We start from the raw sequence: 19,921 nt of genomic DNA, 5'->3' as shown, positions 1-19,921 counted from the left end.
GAAGTCACTCCAGTAGCAATGGTTGCTCCTTCTATCAATGGCTAAGTTTTAGTTTTTGATTAACAAAAAGCGCTCCTCGAAATAGGGGCGCTTTTTGTTTTGGGAAAAAATTTTGCGATGACTCGGCGGTTGAAACCGCTACTACACAAACGAAGTCCGCGCAACGCGAGACTAAAGAATAGAATATTACAGCCGGATTTAGTATGGCGATAGACTCCAAATTTTTGAAGTCGTATATTATGGAAAAATGATTGTGAAAGGTAAGTCAGATGGTTGTCGCAATTTCTAAAGCAGGATTGGGTAAAGGTGCGGCTTTCCTGTCAAACGTGACATGGGAGACTCTGGAAAAATTGGATGCTGATTTGGCGGACACTGGGGCGCGTTTAACTTATTTGGATGGGTGTTTAGAAATTATGGCTCCTTTATCTGAGGCCCACGAAGAACCTAAAAACACTTTAGGCCAGCTTTTAGAAATTTATATGCGGATGAGAAATATTCGTTTCTACGGGCGCGGCAGTACAACTATCGGGATGAAGAAATTAGGCGCGCGGAAGGAACCAGATGAGTCTTACTGTTTGGGTCCGCGCAAGTCGGTTCCAGATTTGGCGATCGAGGTGACAGTGACGAGTGGTGGAATTGATACGCTGGAAATCTATCGTCGGGTTGGTGTGCAGGAGGTTTGGTTTTGGGAGGATGGTGTAATTTCGGTTTATTGTTTGCGTCCAACGGGATATGAGTTGGTGAGTAAGAGCGAACTGTTGCCGGAGTTGGATTTGCGATCGATCGAGTTCTATTCGCGTATGGCCGACCAATATGATGCGGTGAATGCTTTTATGCGATCGTTGTAGAATATAAAAGAGTAATTCTGTGGTTTAATTGCGTTGCGATAGGGTGAAATTACCCATAGCTTATATAAGATTTAACTTGCACTGAATGTATGCTTTGAATACGGGATTGAGAAAAAACATCGATCGCCCTCCTACTAACACTTTTTCCACTAAGCCGCGTCGCGCTAAAGATTGTATGGCTTGCCAAAATTCTGATTGGGATAATTCACTATCAGTAGTTTTTCGGGAAATATCTACAGTTTCATTTTGAGTGGCTAACCAGTATAACGCCTTTTTTTCGGAGTCTGATAAACGCTCTAGGTGAGATTCTAAGATGGGTTGTAAGTCACCTAAGAATAAATCATTTACATCGCATAAAAACCGGGAAACGCTACCATCAAACAACTCCAAAATAGTTGCAGCGATGATATTTAGCCAGGAAGGATGACCTTGATAAAGGGCGATCGAGTCTGACCATTTTTCCTCATCGACTAATCCTTTTTGTTGAAAAATTTCTGCGGCTTCTTCTCCTAACCCTTTGAGGTGTAAGCTTCGCGTGGAGAGGTTTTCGGCTTCTAAATTCGCGATTTCTTTGGGTTTTTCCCAACTGAGGAGGATTAAACAACTCTGATGAGAGGATGTGGCAATTTGTTTGAAAAATTTGCCATAGTCTTCATAGCCTGCTAAATATTGACCTGCTAATTGACTGCTACTAAAAATATTCTGTACGTCATCAAGAATTACTAGACAGCGAGAAGATCGGAAATAATCGATGATTGTGGGTAATGGGAGTTGTTGCGATCGCCCAAAAAATTGCTTGAGTTCGGTTTGGAGGGTGGAAAGTGCGGGAGTGTTGGTGAGGCTTAACCAAATAATATAATCAAATTCGGTTTGAATTTGTTCGATGAGTTTGAGGGCGATCGCGCTTTTGCCAATTCCGCTTAAGCCGTAGACGGTAATCAAGCGGGTGTGGGCTTGCAAAATCCATTGTTTGAGGGTGGAGAGTTCTGAGGTGCGATCGTAAAAGTAAGGGAGTTCGGGTGCGTCGGTTAAATCGATTATGGGCGATCGGGCTTGATTTTGGGGAGATTCAGGGGGAAAGGGCGATCGCTGTTTAGTATCTTCTACCTCTTGCCGTTTTTCTCCACAGATATTGATATGACTATTAATGTAACCCACAATCTGTGAACCATTATTGTTGTAAATATTGCATAATGCTTTTCTTTCTAAAATAGAGCGAACATTCACTTTGTTGATATCTTCTCCTAACATATCGGATAAAGTCTGCCATAATTCGGCAGCTATATTTTTAACATGGGACTTACTGCGATGGCATTTTTTAGCAATTTCTTCATATTTTAATCCTTGCCAAGCCCCTTCTAGGATAGCCATTTGCAGAGAATCGAGGTGTTTTGCAGCTTTTGTAAATACAAGATCATCCGCCCACTGTAAGAGTTCCTCACTATTCATAGGCTGAGTTTTGGTTGAAGTATAGCTTAAGGTTATCTTAATTTATCATACTTTTCCGTACCTTGACAATTAAAATCAATAAAATCATACAAAAATTTAGAAAACTCCTGACTTAATCGTACTTTTTAGACTTGCAATATTATAGGTATGAGAAGCTACTATTAGGAACAATAGCTAATTATTAATTTTGACACTTCCACAAACCGTTGACTACAATTATTACAGAGAGGTCAATTCAATGTTCAATTTGGGTTCTGGTAAAAATACAGTCAACCTAACTCTTTTTGACTCAGAGAAAGAATGCGGTGAAATTGGTTCTGAAGAATCAAAGGAAAAATATGTTTCTTTGACAGAAGGAGTTTATAGGCTAACCGCACATCATGGCAGATTATCTATCCATCAAAGCTATGACCGTGAAAAATACGGGTATCTCTGCCTGGAATTATTTACTGAATCAGGTCAGCGTATTGCATCAAGCAGAGATGTTTTTTCGTTTCCATTTCAAATGGTTAATTTTGTTCTACCTCAGACCTTAAATTTAAAAATTAAGGTGTCAAGGACTGGTGGTACAGATCGAAACAAAATTCATTTTTATGTAGAAGGTTCGCGTTCAGATATGTTTTAATAAAAATTAAAACATATCTGAACAAAGGATGAAGCCAGATGAACCAAGAAGAAATCCAACAAATTAAAGAATTAATTGACAGTGGATATTACGAGGGGTTGATATTTCCTTCTGGTGTCATCTACAAAGGGGGGTTTTATCAAGGTGTGACTCATGGAAAAGGAACTATTATTTTGCCCAATGGAAATACATTTTTATATGAATTTCGTAACGGAAAGTTAGCTGACGGTAGGGCAATTATAGTATATCCAGATGGCTCTTTTTATGAAGGTGAAGTTTCCAGCAGTAATCAACCTTACGGCAAGGCAATCATCCGAAACTCTGATGGCTCAACTTATTTCCAGGGAAACTGGTATTATAAGCACGATCCCAAAATAATATGGCTGTGTGGAGGTTTTTTGTGGTATGAAGACGGCAAGGTATTTGAAATACAACCTGCTACAGGTTTTGCACTATCAATCACTTCGCAGATCCCTTGGCTTCATCCTGCCGTTTGCCTTAAAGTTCCTGCATCATGGGAGAAAGATAAAGTTTGTCCCGTGCAGGTTATGTTCCCCCATTTACAGGAGTTAGGCTGTCCAAAGTCCCAAAATAATTTTACATTATATACTTGGCATACTAATCCTGAGAAAGCTGTTAAATATGGCGGATTTGACGATTTACAGGATTACTTTGAGTGGATTGATGATCCCGACCTTAAAATTCTAAAACGAATCCTAAAAACTGTTGAAGCCGCAGAAGTGGGCATGAAAGTATTTGGCTTATTACCTAAAGGAAACGAACATGGGCAGGGGCACAATATAGTTCATGGTCTTACTGATTTAGCATTAGGGGGTGTCAAATATTTAATAGAACGGCAAATCAAGAAGCGTCATAATCATTAAATAGAGCCAAAGAAAATCATCGCGTGTCCGTTGAAATTATCATCTATCAAAAAAATCACGCTTTAGCCTCACGTTTTGCCTTAGCCGCTCGCAGTTTTTCCGAAGCAGCTTCCGTTTCAGCTTTTGGTGGTTGGGCGGCAATTCGAGCAATGAGATCGCGATTTTTTTCTTCGTAGTACACCCGCAGTTCCTCAGCTTCCTTAAGAACCATTTGATACTCAGCTTCAACATCAGCGCGATTTGCCTCAATATAAGTTAAAGCCACGTTAATTTGTTCCTCTGTAAGGTCAAACAATCCCCTGATAAACTTAGGCGGATATTGAGCCGTCACATAGTCCATGATGTCGTAGATAGTGATGCGCGTACCTGCGATCGTCAGTCCTCTTTCTGTACGGACGATCGCTGTTTGTTCGTCGGATATGTTTGTCATCGTTATAGCCTCCTAGAAGTTATCTTTATATTACTAGCTGATTACCCGCAATTTTCTGATTCAGTCTTACTAGCTGCCTAAGTTAAATTATCAATACTACTCGCAATTTTCCTGAGTCCGATCGCACTTTCATTAAAAAGCCAGTTTTTGAAATAACTCCGCAATCGGAAGAGTAAAGCCGGGGACGATTTCTTCCCCATCGAGGGAGTTAACGGACTTAAGCAGGCGATCGGGCTCTTGGGACGATCGATAAACTAGCACATACTGTTCTTTAGGATGAATCACCCAGACTAAACGCGCCCCATTCTCGAAATATTCTACGAGTTTGTCGTGAATTTCTGCCACTGTATTGCCAGGAGAAAGGATTTCTACGGCCAGATCCGGCGCACCTTCTAGGAAGCCGTCGGGGAGTTCGTCTAGCCCTTGCAGGCGTTCTTTTGCCATGAAGGAAACATCGGGCGATCGCTTGTTTCCTGATTTCATCTTAAAAGCAGTGCTGGAATCGAAAATTGCGCCTAATTTTCGCGTTGATACGCAGTTAAACAAGGCTGCACTCAAAATAACGGCAACATAACCGTGTTTTGCACCCGAATTTCCCATATCAATTAGTTCTCCATTCACAATTTCATAGCGGTGTCCATCTCGGTTGAGTGCCATGAATTCTGCATCAGTCCAGATTTTTTTATCTGCAGGTGTTTCAACTTGGTTTTCAGTGAGGTTTGACCTTTGGTTTTGAATTAGAGTAGCCATCGCTTTTTCCTAAAATTATATTTCTCGTTCAATAGAATCCATTTCAAAGTCTAAAAAATCGCCATTAAAAATTAATGTGGCGATAGACTTCAGACATCCGAAGTTCTATATTTAAACTGTGCAGGACGATCGCCCGATCGCGCCGATCGCAAACTTGCCATTGCCAGCGCTCGCTACTTGGGCGATCGCCATTATAATATTGCTCAATATAGGGTTCAGCTTGACTAACCAGCAAATATTCACAAAAACTAGCAAGAGAGCGATATTTTCTGAACTTTTCACCTCGATCGTAGCCTTCAGTAGAGGGCGAAAGAACCTCAACAATCAGTAAAGGATTGAGAATTTCGTCCGTGCGAGATCCATTGAATTCAGGTTCGCCATTGACGACCATCAAATCAGCATAGGTTCCGCACCGATGTTCGGGAGTCCAAACCCGCAAATCGCTGTTATACAAGCGAAAATCGGTGTCTCTCAACAAAAAACCCAAGTAAATTAACAAGTTACAGGCGATCGCGCTGTGGACTTCTGAACCTCCTGGCCTAGCGATAATCTCTCCGTTACAGTATTCGTGACGTTCTTCAGCAGTTTCCTCGATCGCCCGGTATTCATCTGGAGTCAAGCGAGTCTTTGTCGCATCGGGAAGATTTGGCGGGTTGGTTGAAGCAATAACCACGATCGCACCTCCTAAATAATTAGACCTTAAATAATTATGGCTGACAGCTAGATAGTTGTTTTAATCAAGAGGCGATCGCTTTTTGGGCAAATAAATAATATGGGCGATCGCACAATCTCCTGACATCGCCTTCTCAAAGTTCAGATCCTTCGTGGCTCCGCTGCACCGCAGTATTTAACTGCTGGCGCTGTGCAATTTTGATTAACATCCTCAATGCGTCATTCACTGCTGCATCATTAGGAAAAGCTTGGGCAATATCGGGGTCTAAAAGCACCAAGTTTGTTCCTGCACGATATTGCTCAACATACTTGCCTTTAACACCTCCTTTCATCTGAGCAAAGTCATACTCAGCAAGTAATTCGTCTTCCATTTCGTTCTCAATATCCTTCTTCATAAAACCTCTGCTCCTGGCGGGTAGCTTTTCTGGCACTGATGATTCTTACTGTTTCTCCTCGATCGGTGTGTGCAACAATTAAAAGTTGTCCATACCTGGATATACCAATAATAACGTACCGGCTTTCTCCGATGGAATGCTGAGGGTCTGGAAAAGTTACAGATAGCGGGTCATTAAATATGGTTGTGGCTTCTTGAAACGAAACACCATGCTTCTCAAGATTTAGTGTCGCTTTCTCTGGATTCCATTCAAATTCCATAAATAACTCTCCATGCCTTTGTCCGTTTCTGCTTCACCACCGCTAAATTCTCGCTTTCCTTTTATGTTTAACACTCAATTGCTTAGTAAGCGATGTATAATAATGCAACGCAAAAAGCAGATTAATTCCAAAAAACACCAAAGTTAAAACAAATGTAAAAAAAGACGTAAACGACAGCCGGGAAGTCATCGTAAAGATCGCCAAAATGATTGAGCAAAGCCCAAAACCGGAAGCAAAAGAACTTAAAAGCAGCAACCGCACCTTAGACATAGTTTAATTTAAAGATTATCAGTAAAATGCACTCTTGGCAGCTACAGAAGAGTGCCAAATGATACTTATTACTATATAGCGGAATTGCTCAGTTCCGCCAAGGGCAAAACGACTGCTTTCCTAAAAAGGTTTGAATTATACATAAAAATACAGCCCGCGCTCTTGTAAACTCCTGTTGCTCGACTTAATATCAATCAAAGGAATTCCCCCGCCTCCGCGAGCATTTCACCTTTCGCCGTACAGTCACCGCAGCCGCAATGGGGCTGACAGCAAAGTATTCGCTTCCAAAACCTCGCTTTCCCTGGGATGCCAAAGATTGCCAAAATCCACAAACGCCGTCACCTGCAAAACTCCTTGGTTGTCGCGGGTGCGCTTGCATCGGATACCGCAACTCGGCTGAATCAAAAATCCGGCTATCCGCCAGCAAAGCCTCCTGACGGTAGCCCCGCAAGGTGTCCGATCCCCCTATACCGAATGGTTCGATCGACAAAAGCTCTGCCCCAGCCAATTCCACTTCTCGCCTGCGGATACCGATACCGATCGCGATTTCTCTTCTCGGATTTTGCACGATCGGCTCGCGGTAAGTCAACTGCCAACTACTTCAAATCAATCGACTTTTATCGTACCCGGAATCTTAGCAATTCTGGAGGCTGTGCCGGCGCGGGAACAGCCGGCGGCAAAAGCTGTTCGCCTGAAAGCAAGGGCGCTGGTGGCGAGGGTTACGGGAGACGAGGCGGATTTGCCAGCCGCGGGTTGGGAATCGGAAATTCGTGTCTGTTTTCTCCTCGGCTAGGCAATTGAGGGAGAGTTTCTGGGGTCTCAGTTTGGGTGGATCGACGATCGAACTCCGGGATGCTATTTTCTTCCTCTTTACTGTCTCTATTTAATTCTGAACCTGAGTATAAATCACGAAGCCGATCGCGATCGTCTGCTGTTTCTCGATCTAGTTTGAATTGAGACGGTAAATTCTCCTGCACAATTGGCGCTTGCACCCCTGAGTCGGTAGCAACCATCGACTCGCCAAGACTTAGAGCTGATAGCAGTGCGGGGCAAATAGCTGCAATTGAAAAACCAAGCGCTAATGCCTTGAAAAACTTGATTTTACAAAAGCCTCTATAAAATTCCACGGGCATGACAGATTAGCCATATTTGATAGTTATTTACACTTACGATCGGGCGAGACCGACGCAATTGCAAGGAATAAAATTACTCTATCACTTTTTAAACAATTAATTCCTTAACTCAATATAAAGATAGTTGACAGCAACTCTAGTTTGTGTACTTCACAATTACTTAAAAAACTCTAACCGAAAGCATCCAGGATACAAGCCCCCAAATTCATCCGTCCACAAATAAAAAACCTGTATCCGATGAAACTTGCCCCCGGAATTTATCTCGCGCAAGCCAATGCTTCAATTCTAAAATCTAAAATCTAAAATCTAAAATCTAAAATCTAAAATCTAAAATCGATTGACCTCCCAAACTAGCCCTCTTGCAAGGAATAAAATTACTCTATCACTTTTTAAACACTTAATTCCTTAAATCAATATAAATATAGTTGACAAAATTCCTACTTTGTGAGTATAAAAATTAGTGGAAAATTAGTCAAAAAAACTCCGACCTCCCAAGCTAGTCCTGTAGGTCGGCGGAGCATTCTATCAAACCTGCGATCTGAGAAATAAGTAAATTTTGATAGAGATTACTACATTTTATTGAGCTGCGATCGCAATTCTTCCAACTCAGCGTCAATCACCGGACTCGACTCCGAGCTACTAGCTGCTGCCGTTTTACCCGCTGCCGGCAATTGACCTTGAGACACAGAACCCCCGGTAAGTTGAGCTTTCATCTGAGCCAACTCGTCGTCAACATCGCCGCCGCTTTCGAGCAAGCGGAACTGTTCCTCTAAATTGCTCCCGCCGGCCGCCAATTCTGCCGAAGCCCCCGCGCGAGCTTCAATTTGCAAAACTTTTTCTTCCATGCGATCGAAAGCCGCCATTGAACTGCCAGTATTCAAGGTGCCAATGGTATTGTTGAGCTGTTCCTGAGCTTTAGCAGCGGATATCCTCGCTTTGAGCATATCCTTCTTAGTCTTAGCTTCGGAAATTTTGCTCTCCAAACCGATCAAGTTGCGCTTGAGACTTTCCACCTGAGCCGATTGCTGATCCAAACTGGCTTTCAGCGTAGCCGCCGTTTCAGCGTGAGACTTTTTGCGAACCAGCGCTTCCCTGGCCAAAGTCTCGTCTCCTTTTTGCAGGGCTAGCTGAGCGCGCTGCTGCCACTGGTTAGACTGAGACTCAGCTTGATTGTACTGAGTCTGGGTGCGCTTTTGAGTGGCGATCGCGCTGGCAACGGCCTGACGCAACTGCACCAAGTCTTCCTGCATATCCGTAACAGACTGTTCTAAAATCTTTTCCGGGTCTTCAGCTTTGTTGACCAGATCGTTAAGATTGGCTTTGACGACTCGGCTAATGCGGTCAAATAATCCCATAATGCTATTTTTCCTGGGTGAGGTGTACGAAGTAGGCGGAAAGCAGGCTTGATAGCCCTAGCCCGCAGTTGTGAAATTCACTCTGGTCAGATTTTTAGTGCGATTTAGTTTTTGGCAATTTTTGCAGACAGATAAATCCAGTTTAAAGCGATCGAGTAATGTGATGCAGGCAAGCTTATTCATGCACCTACCTATTGAGTTTAACTTCGATCCGGGAATTCCCCAACAGGCTTCGAGCCATCTCTAGCTAGGCTGTTGAGAAGTTTTTGCTCGTCGAGACTCTTGTTCTGTTGCCGGGGTTCAGGATGCGGGCGGCTCCCTCGACGGCAATTTGGGTGTATTATTTCCCGGAAGCATTTGTGCTTTCATCGCCGCCAACTCGGTATCCACATCGTCGGCACCTTCGAGAGAGAGAAACTTCTTTTCTAAATCGTTAGTTCCGAGTTCTGCGATTGCTTCGGAGCGAGCTTCTAGCTGCATGACTTTCTCTTCCATCCGTTCAAAGGCACTCAAAGCGCTGCCCGTACTGAGATTGCCCATCATTTCTTGCAGCCTTTCCGACGATGCGGCCGATCGAGCTCGGGCAATGTACATATCTTTTTTAGATTTTGCCTCGGAAATTTTACTTTCGAGCGTCCGCATATTTTCTTTAAGTTTAGTCACAACAGCGTTCTGTTGTCCGAGACTGGCTTTCATCGCCGTTGCCGTTTCTTGATAAGATTTCTTGCGCGTCAGAGCTTCCCGCGCCAAATTTTCCTCGCCTTTTTGCAAAGCTAGCTGCGCCCGCTGATGCCATTCTGCTGCCGTAGACTCAGCTTGGGAGCACTGGCGTTCGGTGCGTTTTTGAGCTGCAATCGCTCCGGCCACAGCTTGTCTGAGCTGCACCAAATCTTCCTGCATATCCATTACAGCCTGTTCCAGAATTTTTTCTGGGTCTTCAGCAGCGCCGACCAAACTGTTAATATTGGCTCGAATCACTCGCCATAGGCGATCGAATAATCCCATTTTGCCCGTCTCCCGATTTTATTAAATTTTAGATTTAGGACTGGGAATTGACAATTACAAAACCAATTTTGTGTTAGACAAAACATTCCTCATTGTCTAGCTTTGTCTAACAATTTAGTTAAAGTTTTTCACCCTTTACCTAATTTATGGTTGATAGTATTGTGGCTTCACCCCTTTTTCTTGGAGTTCTTTCACCAAACGTTCTGCTGAGGCAGCATCGTTCAAAGCCCCCATTTGGATCTTGACACCCTTTGAGAAGTTTCGCACGTAGGCATCGGGAACAGCGGTTCTGGCTTGCTGCAGCGATTTTTCGTCGGTGTAATCGGTGACAACGTAATAGAAACCGTCGGCAGCCCGTGCAGGCCTTCCCAGCGGGGCTGCTGCTGGGGAGGCGGCGGCTGGGGATGCCGCGGCAGGCTGGGCTGGGGATGGTGTTGGAGGCAGTGTCGGCAGTGTCGGGACAGGCTGGGCGGCGCTGGGGCTGGGAGTGGGAAGCAAAGCCGTGCTCAGATTGTTGAGTCCTTGTTCCCTGCCTCTGGCCGGGTTGCCGTCTTCTGTCGGAATCGGCACAGCCGCGCCCGGGCCCGGAGGCGCTGGCGGGGTTGGCGGGATTAATGCTTTTGGTGACGGGGAAGGAATCGGGCTGACTGTCGGCTGGACGTTGCTGAGAGTGCTCAAATCTAGCTCGACAAATTCCTTGGATACCAGATTTGGAGCTTTCGGCAGTTCTTTGGTGCTGGTATCTGAGATGCGAGTAGAGGCGGAACTGTCGCTTGAAGAGGGTGAGGTGCGATCGAGCAAACGGTTCAGGCCTGCCATCTTAACTAGATTTGACGGGTACATGACTGCGTAGCCCAAAGCTGTGCATGACAGCAAAAACAGCAGCATGGAACTCAGTCCCAAGGGAGTTAACAAACTGGCGGCTAAACTTCGTTCTACCGTAGGCTCAGCTTTTGACTCGTCCAAACTTTCGATCAGTTTTTCGCTGGATTCGAGATAATTGTTGGGTGCGAAGGCACTGCTAGATAATTTTGTGCCGCCCCTGGTTGTTGCTAGCGGGGCATCGCCCTGAGTGCCGGCAAGAGATAGGGGTAGCGATAGCGGCTGCTGGGTTTCCTCCGCAGTCTCCGGCGCCAAATTTTGGGCTAGCTGTTGCTCGGTTGTGGCTGTCTGCTTGCCGGCACGAACTGAGGGCGACACCCACTGTTCTGCCCGCCGCCTGTGCCTTCTGTATGTGGCCAGTTCTGCTTCTAGGTTTACATCTAGACTCCCCAGGACTGCTTGCAAAGCAGGCTTGATTGGGGTTGAAGAGGATTGATGATTTGGGGATTCAACCGAAGAACGCTTACTCATTAGCAAAACTCCTACCGCCTCTGAATTAATTTTAATGTTTTGATTATAGAGATAAACAAGAAGCGTAAATTACCCCGCACGCTCCCTGAGTACAGGTACAGTGTGGGCTTTCAATAGCCCTGAAACGATCTTGCACATTGCAAAACAATCTCGAACATAAGGGCTTATTTACGAAAGCCCCAATAGCAGCAATATTCTTACTGCCGTTTAAGTCGGCATCACCTTTCCATCCAAAATGACCACAAGCAAACTTTTTGCCGTTTCTATAATATTCACCCTTTACAGGGTTAATATGATTGCATTTGTGGCACATTTGGCTAGTGTATCTAGGCTCCACAAACAAAATCTTTACGCTATGCTTTATAGCTTTGTAGATCGGGAATTGGCGCAACTGAAAAAAGGCCCAGCTATTGAATCGTCTCCGCTCTTTTTTCGAGCGTGGCTGCTGGTTTGTGCGTTCCCTAATTCCCGTCAAATCTTCCAAAGCGACAACTTGATTTTTGTTCTTAGCCTTGGTTACGATACGGTGACTGATAGTGTGATTTACCAAGGTCTGAAAGCGCTTTTCCTTGCCCGACAACCGTTTCAACAGTTCTCGACATCTACGCCGAGTGCTGCGCGTGCCTTTCGTGGCTTTTCGCTGGATATTTGCTCTCAACTTGGCATAATGGTTTCTAACTTTGGTAACTTGTTTACCGCTAAATGTATCTCCATCAGAAGTAACTGCAATATCAGTCCTACCCAAGTCACAACCCAAAACTTGATTGCTGGGTGGAGGCTCGGCTGGCTGAGATTCAAGCTGAATATTAAGATAGTAACTGCCATTTTTGCGTTTGCACAAAGTAGCAGTCTTGGGGTTTTGACCTTTCAATAATCCAAGTTGGTAGTTTCCGATAGCCAGTACAAACCGTTCCCTACCACCAGTAGTAGTCAGACTTACTGTCCAATCTTTTTCCCTAAAAGAAAAGATACGGGTATCGTAAGTGACGCTAGTAGGAGCAAAGCTACGGACTGGCTTCCCATCTTTTTTAGCTGTTTTTCTGTTGCCAGAAACCCGTCTAATAGCATGGATTGCTAGCTGTGCCGAAAGTCCAAACATATCTCTGACATCGTGATATACCAAGGATTGCATCGCCAATTCATTTGTCAGAGTTGGCGGCACAGTTTGATTCACATATTTACAAGCATTAGCGAACGCCTGAAGGGTCGCATCAAGTTTGAGGGACTGCTCAGGCGTTACTTGAAGTTTGCAAGATACTGTCAGGACTTGTTTCATGACAAGAGTGTATCACTTATTGAATAAATTCTGTTGCGTTTATAGATAATTTGTTCAGCTCTTGAGCCTCACGCGCATTCCTCCCGTCACTCAACGGAGTACCGTCAGAGTGCGGGACTCCTGCTGTTTTAGTTGAAAACTTGCCTATTTTATGATTAGCTACTTTTGGCGTCAATGCAACAGGGGCCCGATCGCCTGCAGCTATTTTTCATTTTCATTTTAAAACTTAATTGTTGCTGTTTCCCGGAGGCAGCTTACCGACCCTCTCAGCCAATTTTTGTATTCTCAGCTACCGCTTATTTGTAACCTCTCATACTCGTTGGGCATTTGTACTTTTTCTTGATCCCTAACGGCTTTATAAACTTTTAACCTGTGTTTTTACCTATACAATGAGCAAGCACCGAGCCAATTGTTTCTATATATAACGAGATTATAAATAAATTATAAAATTTATTTATGCTCCGGGGATCGCTACAACCCAGACAGCATAAAGGTTGGGATGCTCTAAAATCGGCTAGCTCTACAAAGGAGAATTAGAGATGAAAATGATTTCCCTAAGAACTTTTATGCAAACCTCATTCACTGCCCCTTTAACTTCAGCTTGTGGTCACTGCCGTCACTATACCCCTGAAGGCAGACGCGGAGGTGTTTGCGCTTTGCTGGGCGGGCCGGTTCAAAGTCACTGGAAAGCTTGTGCTTTAGCGGTTTCGCCTTTTAGGTCTTCTTGGGAAAACATAGAAGAAATTGGACTGTGGCAAGAATCGACTCTGACGCTGCACGATGCCACCGTCACTCTTTCCGAGCGCAATGCCTGCCAGCTTACAGGCACAACGTTAACCGAAAAATCGGCTGCAGTCTCGGTCTAGTTCGTCGGCTGCCCTGCTGCTGATACCATTTTCGATTTTCGATTTTCGATTGGGGAATCACCGATCGTTATCATGGTTTGGATCTGGCAAAGCAGTTTCATTCTTTTTGGCAACAGGTATCAATACTGACACTTTTGGACTACAGGGTGCATTGGGGTTTACTAACTCAGAAAAATCAGCAGCATCTACTTTAATATGAGCGCATAAAAAAAACTGATTTCTCTATCCAGTTATGGCAGCCAAGGATATTGACTAAAATCAGGTTCCCGTTTTTCCAAAAAGGCTTGTTTGCCTTCGGCGCCTTCTTGGGTCATATAGTACAGCAAAGTTGCATTTCCCGCCAGTTCTTGCAAACCGGCTTGACCGTCACAGTCGGCATTAAAAGCGGATTTCAAGCAGCGAATCGCGATCGGACTTTTTTCGAGAATTTCCGCAGCCCACTGAATCCCTTCTATTTCTAGTTGTTCGACGGGTACGACGCAGTTGACTAAACCCATTTCTAGGGCTTGCTGCGCGCTGTACTGGCGGCATAAAAACCAAATTTCTCTGGCTTTTTTCTGGCCGACAACTCTGGCGAGATAGCTAGCTCCGAAACCACCGTCGAAACTGCCTACTTTGGGGCCGGTCTGTCCGAAAATAGCATTGTCAGCAGCGATCGTCAAGTCGCAAATTAAGTGCAGAACGTGACCCCCTCCAATTGCGTAGCCTGCAACTAAAGCAATTACAACTTTGGGCATAGATCGAATCAACTTCTGCAAGTCGAGCACGTTCAACCGGGGTATGCCACCTTCGTCTACATATCCCGCCGAGCCCCGCACGCTTTGGTCGCCGCCGGCGCAAAAGGCGTATTTCCCGTCTGTATGAGGCCCCGCACCGGTGAACAGGACAACGCCAACTTTTGTGTCTTCGCGGGCATCAGTAAAGGCATCGCACAGTTCCTGCACGGTTTTGGGACGGAAAGCGTTCCGTTTGTGAGGTCGATTGATGGTAATTTTGGCGGTGCCGCCGCTTTTGTGATAGAGAATGTCTTCGTAGGTTTTGGCGGTTTGCCATTCAATTTGCATAATCAATCAATTTGAGATTTGAGATTGAGCTGAGTCAATCAAGGCAGCGACAAGTCGTTTTTAGATTCTAGAGGCATTCGGTTCAATGGGATACAAGGGTCGATCGACTCTTGCCAAAAAATAAAGCGGGACTTAGGCAGAAACCAGGTTTTCGATCGAGATACGCCGTGCAGCGCTCTTGGTAGGGGTTGCACAACTCGGTTTTTGAGGGTAAGAGCGTCCAAGTCCCATCTCAAATGGAAACACCGTTAAATCCTTGAACTTCTCTCTCACTACTTTGTACTGCCCCAAAATTTATATGCGCTGGATTATTTGCGGAGTAAAATACTCAGCAAGTGCTTTGCTGCTTTGCCAAATACCGGATCGCGGGACTCGAATTCGCTGGGATCGAGTAAAGCTTGAACTTCGGCAAAAGCTTCTGAGTCGAGGGTTCCTTCTTTAGTAAATAAAGTGTCTATGACTGCAATGTGTCGGGAGTCGAGGCCGAGCCGATTTGCGATCGACTGTAGGTACATTTGCTCCCGCAGGTCGATGTGTCCGTCGGCCGCTGACATTTCGTAGCCGGAACCGATGAGCAATAGTTTTTCTGATTCTGAGAACAAAGCTGTCAGGGTTAGCAATTCCGTGGGGTTGAAGTAAACCTGCTGTTTGGATACTCCTTTGACAAGGCGCTGAATTAGTTCTACCCGATCGCGGTCGCCGCTGGCAAAGGCTTTGAGAGTCTTTTGCAGCCGTTCTTCTTCTTCAACTGCGATCGTCCTGTCAATAATCATTACTCCGCGCAGGATGGAAATTAGAGCCGTCAGAAACACTACCAAAGGAGTGATATCTTGTTCGCGCAGCTTTTGCCGGCTAATGCGGCACAACAGCTCAACAATTTCAGTGGTAATCGTAGTTGTGTCCATAATTAAAGACTCTCGATTAAGCTGTAATGTAACTTTCTTTATCGATCTTAAGTTTTTCTGTTACTTAGGTATGACGTGAATTATAAAGCTGAGCCGTTATCTATTAGTCAGACTACTTATTTTATTCACAAACGGTGGATGGCTAGGGCTGTGGAACTGGCGCAAGCAGCCGGTGATGCTGGTGAAGTACCCGTGGGTGCTGCCATTGTTGACGGTACTGGCAAATTGATTGCCGAAGCCCAAAATCGACGAGAGCGAGATTGCGATCCGACTGCTCACGCTGAAATCTTGGCTTTGCGGGCTGCAGGCAAAGTTTTGCAAGACTGGCATCTCAACCAATGCACGCTCTACGTAACGCTGGAACCTTGCCCGATGTGCGCTGGTGCGATCGTCCAAGCTCGGATTCGTCTGCTGGTATACGGAGCAGATGACCCGAAAACTGGCACGATTCGGACTGCGGCTAATATTCCCGATAGCGCCTATTCGTGTCACCGCTTAGAGGTGGTCGGCGGTATTATGGAGTCTGTTTGCCGCGATCGGTTGCTTTCTTGGTTTGAAGCGCGCCGGAAAAATTAACAGGTAAAATTTTTTACTTTCTTGGGGGCGATGTTTAATCGAAATTGATCCTTTAACTGAAATAATAGATCCGTAATGGCCCGCTCAAGCTTTCGAGGTGGCAGACTGCTCTGCATTATTGCTGTCCGGTTGGTTGAGGTTTTACCTGTTAGAGATTATCTCTTGCGGGCGCGATCGCTCGATCGGCACAAGGCCAATAGCAAAAGTGTCCCGATCCAAAAACTAAAGATTTGGCCAACACCTTACTTTAGACTTTAGATATCGATCCAGCAGCTTAATTGCTATGCCCCACACCGCCACGATCGCCGTTGAGTCCAGTAAATCATCTCTAGTGAAGCCAATGCCTGCCAAGGTAGCATCTAATACCTCTCGCGTTTCTCCTTGGTTAACCTCCTTGCTCTATCCGCTAGGTCACTATGTTGTCCTACCGTTTCATTTTGGCAAGATTGAGATAACCGGACAGGAGCACTTGCCGAAAGACGGGCCTGTCATCTTAGCCCCTACGCACCGCTCCCGGTGGGATGCCCTGATGATGCCCTATTCAACGGGACAGAAGGTGACTGGACGCGATTTGCGGTTTATGGTAACTGCTGATGAGGTCAAAGGACTGCAAGGTTGGTTCATCAGACATTTGGGGGGGTTTGCTGTGGATCTCAAGCATCCGGCAATTGGGAGTCTCCGTTACGGGGTGGAACTACTCCTCGACAAGGAAATGTTGGTGATTTTTCCCGAAGGCGGTATTTTTCAGGATGGCGAAGTTCACCCGATCAAGCCTGGATTGGCGCGTTTGGCAATGCAAGCAGAGTTAAGCAAACCGGGTTTGGGGGTGAAAATTGTACCGATGAGTATCCGCTATCGCCCGCGGATTCCTCAATGGGGTGCTCAGGTAAAAATTGCGATCGGTGCTCCGATTTCCGTGGCGGATTATGCCAATGGTGGCGGTGGTAAAAAAGAAGCACGATTGTTGACAGCCGATCTCGAAATGGCTCTTAAAAAGCTTGATGAAAGTTGAGAAGAAGGAAGTTCGGCAACGGATTCGCTCGACGGATGTAACGGATGTCTGGAAGAAGGAAGTTCGGCAACGGATTCGCTCGACGGATGTAACGGATATAACGGATTTCAGGAAGAAGAAAGAACGAATTATGATATAATGTTTTTGGGCGCTGTCGAGAGCTGCAGCATTTATTTTGCTTGGTTATATATGTATTAAAAGTCAGCATTAATGGGTTGTGCTTTGAACTTTAAGCCTGGTCAAATTGTCAGTTTAAAATGTGGAGATGCGTGCCTGCATTCCGAGGTAATCCAAGTGGTTGAGGCACGTCAAGTTTGTTGGGTGCGCCCTTTAATGTTAGTTGTATCGGCGTCGGGGAAGGATTTTTCGGCAGAATACACTTTATCCGATTTGCGAGATGGTGCTGATTTGCTGTGGCCGCTGAGCTTGTTTCGGGAGGCTTTTGATACTGAAGTAATTTCACTGTTGACTGAGTTGCACTCTCTGGATGCTGAGAAAAAGGATGGTACGATCGCATCTCGGCAACTTAGAGATTTTGTCGATCGAGTTTGGGAAGCTTTTCCGAGTGCTTTTCATTAATCACATATCAACTGTTGACTGTTGACTGTTGACTGTTGACTGTTGATTTGATTTTACAATTCCGATGCTAGCGGAGTTGATATGATACCCTCTTGATTTTTTAGTCGGCGCAGGCAAACTTCGTTTGACTAGAAGCGATTGAACTCGCCGACTGTTCGCGGACTATTATACTAAAATACAGCGTGTGAAAGCTCTTCGGGGTTGAGATTGTTGTGAATAACTTTACCGTCGCGGAACCAGACAACGCGGCGAGTTTGGCGCGCTACTTCGGGTTCGTGCGTTACCATAACAACAGTCATGCCACTTTCATTGAATTCTGTAAAAATATCCATTACTTCTTGAGTAGTTTTTGTATCCAATGCACCTGTAGGTTCGTCAGCCAGCAACAACACGGGACGGTTGACAATAGCCCTGGCGATGGCTACCCGCTGCTGCTGTCCTCCTGATAGTTGATTCGGTCTGTTTTGCAGCCGACTTTCCAAACCTACTTTCGTTAAAGCGTCTATTCCCCGTTCGCGTCTTTCTGCTGCGGGAATGCCGGCATAAACCATCGGTAACATGACATTTTCTAATGCTGTCAGTTGAGGCAACAGGTGAAATTGTTGGAAGACAAAACCTAATTTTAGATTGCGAATTCCGGCTAATTCTGATTCGGGCATTTGGGCGACATCTACGCCGTCTAAGTAGTAACTGCCGGTCGTAGGTCGATCGAGACAGCCGATAATATTCATAGCTGTAGATTTGCCGGAACCCGACGCGCCCATAATCGAGCAATATTCTCCTTGTCTTACCGTCAAGCTGACGCCGTTTAAGGCGCGAACTTCCAGGTCGCCAATCCCGTAAACTTTTGTTACATCTTCCAGACCGACAACAACGGGCTTTGAGAGGACTTGCGGGTCGAGGTCTTGGTATGTATCGGTTTGTAGTTCAGGCATTTTTTTTCTGTGCGATCGACACAACTAACTACTAACTTAACACTTCTTATCGGTTTTGGCGGCGGTCGCGGCGATCGTTTGGACGCTAATTTCAGTATCAGGGCTCATTGCAAATGCGGCGGATTGAAGTGAACCAATCCCGAAGAATGGAGATTGCTTCGGGACTTTAAACAAGTCGGACAAGTTGTAATTATGGGCTTACACAAGGGTGGTGAAAAACCGGGTTTTTTCACTGAAATCATTCGCTACAGCGCGCATAAACCATAAAAAACCCGGTTTCTGCGGTCTTGATGCGTCAGCCCTAAATTAAACAATTTGTCGCTTAAATGCTCTCAGGATCGATGTTCAATTCGCGCAGTTTTGCTGCCAAACGTTCGGCCCTTTGAGCTTCTTGTTCGGCCCTTTGAGCTTCTTGTTCGGCTCTTTGAGCTTCTTGTTCGGCTCTTTGAGCTTCCTGTTCGGCTCTTTGAGCTTCTTGTTCGGCACGCTGGCGGTTTAATTCCCCCTGTTCCTCCAATTCCGCATAGGAAAGAAACCTTTGTCCATCGGGTCGATAAATTTCTAACCCAGCTTCGCCCAACTCAAATCGTACTCCCAATCTCGGACTTACCCAGCCCTCCATCGGCTCAATTATTTCTAAGTTTCCTTCAATTCTTTGCCAACCGCTCAAATCGTTGCTTTCGGGATCGTAAAGGTAATATTCATCGACTCCATAGCGATTGTAAAATGAAAGTTTTTTGTACATCTTGGTTTGTCTGTCGTTGTGAGAGCGAATCTCAAACGCAACTTGGGGAGCAATATTATCTTCGTTAAATTGCAGGTAGGAACGTCGATCGCCCTTTGGTCTGCCAAATATTACCATGACATCGGGTGCTTGGGAAATGTCTGGTCTACCTTCAACTGGATACCACAGTAAATCGGCTGCTACAAACACGTTTGGGTCGTTTTTAAACAGCGATTCGCAACCTTCTTTGATTTTGACGATTAATTTGTATTGAATTGTGCTATCTGCCATTGGTTGACCGTCGCTGCATGGATAAATAATTTGTTCGGTCGTGACTTGCATGGTGGTTGTCTCCGAGAACTATAATTAGCTATTTCCTCATCTGCCGCAGAAAAAAAATTTACATTTTTATATGTTTCTTGTCGGTCGCTTGTGCTATAGTCTAATAATGGGAGTGTGAGCAATTTTAAAATTAATGCACAGATTCCTATTATTAAATAATACCTCAGTCAGCGCAAAAAGTAAAGTAGTTGACCCCAAAAAAAAACAAAATTTT

Annotated in this window: 25 protein-coding genes; 9 read left to right on the top strand and 16 right to left on the bottom strand. The window is 45.1% G+C overall.

The annotated features are described in order from the left end of the window. Positions 1–269 precede the first annotated feature (269 nt). Complete coding sequence (locus tag QUA50_RS21750; protein WP_333266630.1) at positions 270–848, top strand: Uma2 family endonuclease; 579 nt, start codon at positions 270–272, stop codon at positions 846–848. 60 nt (positions 849–908) lie between these two features. On the opposite strand, the gene QUA50_RS21745 is transcribed toward QUA50_RS21750, so the two are convergent. After that, positions 909–2,297, bottom strand: coding sequence for an ATP-binding protein (locus tag QUA50_RS21745; RefSeq protein WP_333266631.1), 1,389 nt, complete (start codon positions 2,295–2,297; stop codon positions 909–911). A 238-nt stretch (positions 2,298–2,535) separates the two neighbouring features. Between QUA50_RS21745 and QUA50_RS21740 the strand changes: the two genes are divergently transcribed. Both QUA50_RS21740 and QUA50_RS21735 read left to right on the top strand, forming a co-directional pair. Then, positions 2,536–2,922 (top strand): hypothetical protein, encoded by a 387-nt coding sequence (locus tag QUA50_RS21740; protein ID WP_333298752.1) that lies wholly within the window; start codon positions 2,536–2,538, stop codon positions 2,920–2,922. A 38-nt stretch (positions 2,923–2,960) separates the two neighbouring features. Further along, positions 2,961–3,806: a hypothetical protein gene (locus tag QUA50_RS21735; RefSeq protein ID WP_333266636.1), complete on the top strand. Its 846-nt coding sequence runs from the start codon at positions 2,961–2,963 to the stop codon at positions 3,804–3,806. 55 nt (positions 3,807–3,861) lie between these two features. On the opposite strand, the gene QUA50_RS21730 is transcribed toward QUA50_RS21735, so the two are convergent. The 8 genes from QUA50_RS21730 to QUA50_RS21695 all read right to left on the bottom strand — a co-directional run bounded on the left by QUA50_RS21730 (position 3,862) and on the right by QUA50_RS21695 (position 9,070). Beyond that, complete coding sequence (locus QUA50_RS21730) at positions 3,862–4,236, bottom strand: DUF433 domain-containing protein (protein WP_333266638.1); 375 nt, start codon at positions 4,234–4,236, stop codon at positions 3,862–3,864. A gap of 132 nt (positions 4,237–4,368) precedes the next feature. Beyond that, positions 4,369–4,986: a Uma2 family endonuclease gene (locus QUA50_RS21725; RefSeq protein ID WP_333266640.1), complete on the bottom strand. Its 618-nt coding sequence runs from the start codon at positions 4,984–4,986 to the stop codon at positions 4,369–4,371. 64 nt (positions 4,987–5,050) lie between these two features. After that, on the bottom strand, positions 5,051–5,659 hold the full coding sequence (locus QUA50_RS21720) for a Uma2 family endonuclease (protein WP_333266642.1): 609 nt from the start codon (positions 5,657–5,659) through the stop codon (positions 5,051–5,053). Between the two features lie 133 nt (positions 5,660–5,792). Beyond that, a complete protein-coding gene (locus tag QUA50_RS21715) occupies positions 5,793–6,053 on the bottom strand; it encodes a hypothetical protein (protein ID WP_333266644.1) in 261 nt (86 codons plus the stop codon). Beyond that, complete coding sequence (locus QUA50_RS21710) at positions 6,037–6,312, bottom strand: BrnT family toxin (RefSeq protein WP_333266646.1); 276 nt, start codon at positions 6,310–6,312, stop codon at positions 6,037–6,039. The genes QUA50_RS21715 and QUA50_RS21710 overlap by 17 nt, the downstream gene beginning before the upstream one ends. 460 nt (positions 6,313–6,772) lie before the next feature. Continuing rightward, positions 6,773–7,171 carry a hypothetical protein gene (locus tag QUA50_RS21705; RefSeq protein ID WP_333266648.1) on the bottom strand — a complete coding sequence of 133 codons (399 nt, stop codon included), beginning with the start codon at positions 7,169–7,171 and terminating at the stop codon, positions 6,773–6,775. 130 nt (positions 7,172–7,301) lie between these two features. After that, complete coding sequence (locus tag QUA50_RS21700) at positions 7,302–7,715, bottom strand: hypothetical protein (RefSeq protein WP_333298754.1); 414 nt, start codon at positions 7,713–7,715, stop codon at positions 7,302–7,304. A gap of 569 nt (positions 7,716–8,284) precedes the next feature. Beyond that, positions 8,285–9,070, bottom strand: coding sequence for a PspA/IM30 family protein (locus QUA50_RS21695; protein WP_006635936.1), 786 nt, complete (start codon positions 9,068–9,070; stop codon positions 8,285–8,287). A 70-nt stretch (positions 9,071–9,140) separates the two neighbouring features. On the opposite strand from QUA50_RS21695, the gene QUA50_RS21690 reads away from it, so the two are divergent. Continuing rightward, the gene (locus QUA50_RS21690; protein ID WP_333139302.1) at positions 9,141–9,317 is read left to right on the top strand and encodes a hypothetical protein; all 177 of its coding nucleotides are present in this window, start codon (positions 9,141–9,143) and stop codon (positions 9,315–9,317) included. A 53-nt stretch (positions 9,318–9,370) separates the two neighbouring features. Here QUA50_RS21690 and QUA50_RS21685 read toward each other — a convergent pair whose 3' ends face one another. The 3 genes from QUA50_RS21685 to QUA50_RS21675 form a co-directional block, all read right to left on the bottom strand. Continuing rightward, positions 9,371–10,075 carry a PspA/IM30 family protein gene (locus QUA50_RS21685; protein WP_333266652.1) on the bottom strand — a complete coding sequence of 235 codons (705 nt, stop codon included), beginning with the start codon at positions 10,073–10,075 and terminating at the stop codon, positions 9,371–9,373. Positions 10,076–10,219: 144 nt separating this feature from the next. After that, positions 10,220–11,428, bottom strand: a complete 1,209-nt coding sequence (locus QUA50_RS21680; RefSeq protein ID WP_333266654.1) for a hypothetical protein — start codon at positions 11,426–11,428, stop codon at positions 10,220–10,222. 43 nt (positions 11,429–11,471) lie between these two features. Beyond that, the gene (locus QUA50_RS21675) at positions 11,472–12,704 is read right to left on the bottom strand and encodes a transposase (protein WP_333266656.1); all 1,233 of its coding nucleotides are present in this window, start codon (positions 12,702–12,704) and stop codon (positions 11,472–11,474) included. 539 nt (positions 12,705–13,243) lie between these two features. Here QUA50_RS21675 and QUA50_RS21670 point away from each other — a divergent pair. After that, entirely contained in the window at positions 13,244–13,570 is a 327-nt protein-coding gene (locus tag QUA50_RS21670) for a hypothetical protein (protein ID WP_333298756.1), read from the top strand. Positions 13,571–13,800: 230 nt separating this feature from the next. Here QUA50_RS21670 and menB read toward each other — a convergent pair whose 3' ends face one another. Further along, positions 13,801–14,634: a 1,4-dihydroxy-2-naphthoyl-CoA synthase gene (gene menB, locus QUA50_RS21665; RefSeq protein ID WP_333266660.1), complete on the bottom strand. Its 834-nt coding sequence runs from the start codon at positions 14,632–14,634 to the stop codon at positions 13,801–13,803. A 308-nt stretch (positions 14,635–14,942) separates the two neighbouring features. Next, the gene (locus QUA50_RS21660) at positions 14,943–15,539 is read right to left on the bottom strand and encodes a TerB family tellurite resistance protein (RefSeq protein ID WP_333266662.1); all 597 of its coding nucleotides are present in this window, start codon (positions 15,537–15,539) and stop codon (positions 14,943–14,945) included. Positions 15,540–15,614: 75 nt separating this feature from the next. On the opposite strand from QUA50_RS21660, the gene tadA reads away from it, so the two are divergent. The 4 genes from tadA (at position 15,615) to QUA50_RS21640 (ending at position 17,706) form a co-directional block, all read left to right on the top strand. Continuing rightward, the gene (tadA, locus tag QUA50_RS21655) at positions 15,615–16,115 is read left to right on the top strand and encodes a tRNA adenosine(34) deaminase TadA (protein WP_333266664.1); all 501 of its coding nucleotides are present in this window, start codon (positions 15,615–15,617) and stop codon (positions 16,113–16,115) included. Positions 16,116–16,398: 283 nt separating this feature from the next. Then, positions 16,399–17,127, top strand: coding sequence for a lysophospholipid acyltransferase family protein (locus QUA50_RS21650; RefSeq protein WP_333266666.1), 729 nt, complete (start codon positions 16,399–16,401; stop codon positions 17,125–17,127). Further along, the gene (locus QUA50_RS21645) at positions 17,117–17,266 is read left to right on the top strand and encodes a hypothetical protein (protein ID WP_333266668.1); all 150 of its coding nucleotides are present in this window, start codon (positions 17,117–17,119) and stop codon (positions 17,264–17,266) included. The genes QUA50_RS21650 and QUA50_RS21645 overlap by 11 nt, the downstream gene beginning before the upstream one ends. A gap of 83 nt (positions 17,267–17,349) precedes the next feature. Then, on the top strand, positions 17,350–17,706 hold the full coding sequence (locus tag QUA50_RS21640) for a hypothetical protein (RefSeq protein ID WP_333266670.1): 357 nt from the start codon (positions 17,350–17,352) through the stop codon (positions 17,704–17,706). A 170-nt stretch (positions 17,707–17,876) separates the two neighbouring features. Here the strand turns inward: QUA50_RS21640 and QUA50_RS21635 are convergent, their stop codons facing one another. Both QUA50_RS21635 and QUA50_RS21630 read right to left on the bottom strand, forming a co-directional pair. Beyond that, positions 17,877–18,641, bottom strand: a complete 765-nt coding sequence (locus QUA50_RS21635; protein ID WP_333266672.1) for an ABC transporter ATP-binding protein — start codon at positions 18,639–18,641, stop codon at positions 17,877–17,879. Positions 18,642–18,963: 322 nt separating this feature from the next. Then, the gene (locus QUA50_RS21630) at positions 18,964–19,707 is read right to left on the bottom strand and encodes a Uma2 family endonuclease (protein WP_333266674.1); all 744 of its coding nucleotides are present in this window, start codon (positions 19,705–19,707) and stop codon (positions 18,964–18,966) included. Positions 19,708–19,921 lie beyond the last annotated feature (214 nt).

The sequence above is a fragment of the Microcoleus sp. M2_D5 genome (genome assembly GCF_036701935.1).
Lineage (GTDB): Bacteria > Cyanobacteriota > Cyanobacteriia > Cyanobacteriales > Microcoleaceae > Microcoleus.
The sequence above is the reverse complement of the archived record's forward strand: the minus strand, read 5'-3'. Positions and strand labels throughout refer to the sequence as shown.

Bases quoted from the DNA above. Each gene is read 5' to 3' on its own strand.
- QUA50_RS21745 (WP_333266631.1), bottom strand. From the start codon at position 2,297: ATGAATAGTGAGGAACTCTTACAGTGGGCGGATGATCTTGTATTTACA.
- QUA50_RS21740 (WP_333298752.1), top strand. From the start codon at position 2,536: ATGTTCAATTTGGGTTCTGGTAAAAATACAGTCAACCTAACTCTTTTT.
- QUA50_RS21695 (WP_006635936.1), bottom strand. From the start codon at position 9,070: ATGGGATTATTTGACCGCATTAGCCGAGTCGTCAAAGCCAATCTTAAC.
- QUA50_RS21670 (WP_333298756.1), top strand. From the start codon at position 13,244: ATGAAAATGATTTCCCTAAGAACTTTTATGCAAACCTCATTCACTGCC.
- QUA50_RS21715 (WP_333266644.1), bottom strand. From the start codon at position 6,053: ATGAAGAAGGATATTGAGAACGAAATGGAAGACGAATTACTTGCTGAG.
- QUA50_RS21725 (WP_333266640.1), bottom strand. From the start codon at position 4,986: ATGGCTACTCTAATTCAAAACCAAAGGTCAAACCTCACTGAAAACCAA.
- QUA50_RS21635 (WP_333266672.1), bottom strand. From the start codon at position 18,641: ATGCCTGAACTACAAACCGATACATACCAAGACCTCGACCCGCAAGTC.
- QUA50_RS21650 (WP_333266666.1), top strand. From the start codon at position 16,399: ATGCCCCACACCGCCACGATCGCCGTTGAGTCCAGTAAATCATCTCTA.
- QUA50_RS21730 (WP_333266638.1), bottom strand. From the start codon at position 4,236: ATGACAAACATATCCGACGAACAAACAGCGATCGTCCGTACAGAAAGA.
- QUA50_RS21675 (WP_333266656.1), bottom strand. From the start codon at position 12,704: ATGAAACAAGTCCTGACAGTATCTTGCAAACTTCAAGTAACGCCTGAG.
- QUA50_RS21630 (WP_333266674.1), bottom strand. From the start codon at position 19,707: ATGCAAGTCACGACCGAACAAATTATTTATCCATGCAGCGACGGTCAA.
- QUA50_RS21645 (WP_333266668.1), top strand. From the start codon at position 17,117: ATGAAAGTTGAGAAGAAGGAAGTTCGGCAACGGATTCGCTCGACGGAT.
- QUA50_RS21680 (WP_333266654.1), bottom strand. From the start codon at position 11,428: ATGAGTAAGCGTTCTTCGGTTGAATCCCCAAATCATCAATCCTCTTCA.
- menB (WP_333266660.1), bottom strand. From the start codon at position 14,634: ATGCAAATTGAATGGCAAACCGCCAAAACCTACGAAGACATTCTCTAT.
- QUA50_RS21735 (WP_333266636.1), top strand. From the start codon at position 2,961: ATGAACCAAGAAGAAATCCAACAAATTAAAGAATTAATTGACAGTGGA.
- QUA50_RS21685 (WP_333266652.1), bottom strand. From the start codon at position 10,075: ATGGGATTATTCGATCGCCTATGGCGAGTGATTCGAGCCAATATTAAC.
- QUA50_RS21700 (WP_333298754.1), bottom strand. From the start codon at position 7,715: ATGCCCGTGGAATTTTATAGAGGCTTTTGTAAAATCAAGTTTTTCAAG.
- QUA50_RS21750 (WP_333266630.1), top strand. From the start codon at position 270: ATGGTTGTCGCAATTTCTAAAGCAGGATTGGGTAAAGGTGCGGCTTTC.
- QUA50_RS21710 (WP_333266646.1), bottom strand. From the start codon at position 6,312: ATGGAATTTGAATGGAATCCAGAGAAAGCGACACTAAATCTTGAGAAG.
- QUA50_RS21660 (WP_333266662.1), bottom strand. From the start codon at position 15,539: ATGGACACAACTACGATTACCACTGAAATTGTTGAGCTGTTGTGCCGC.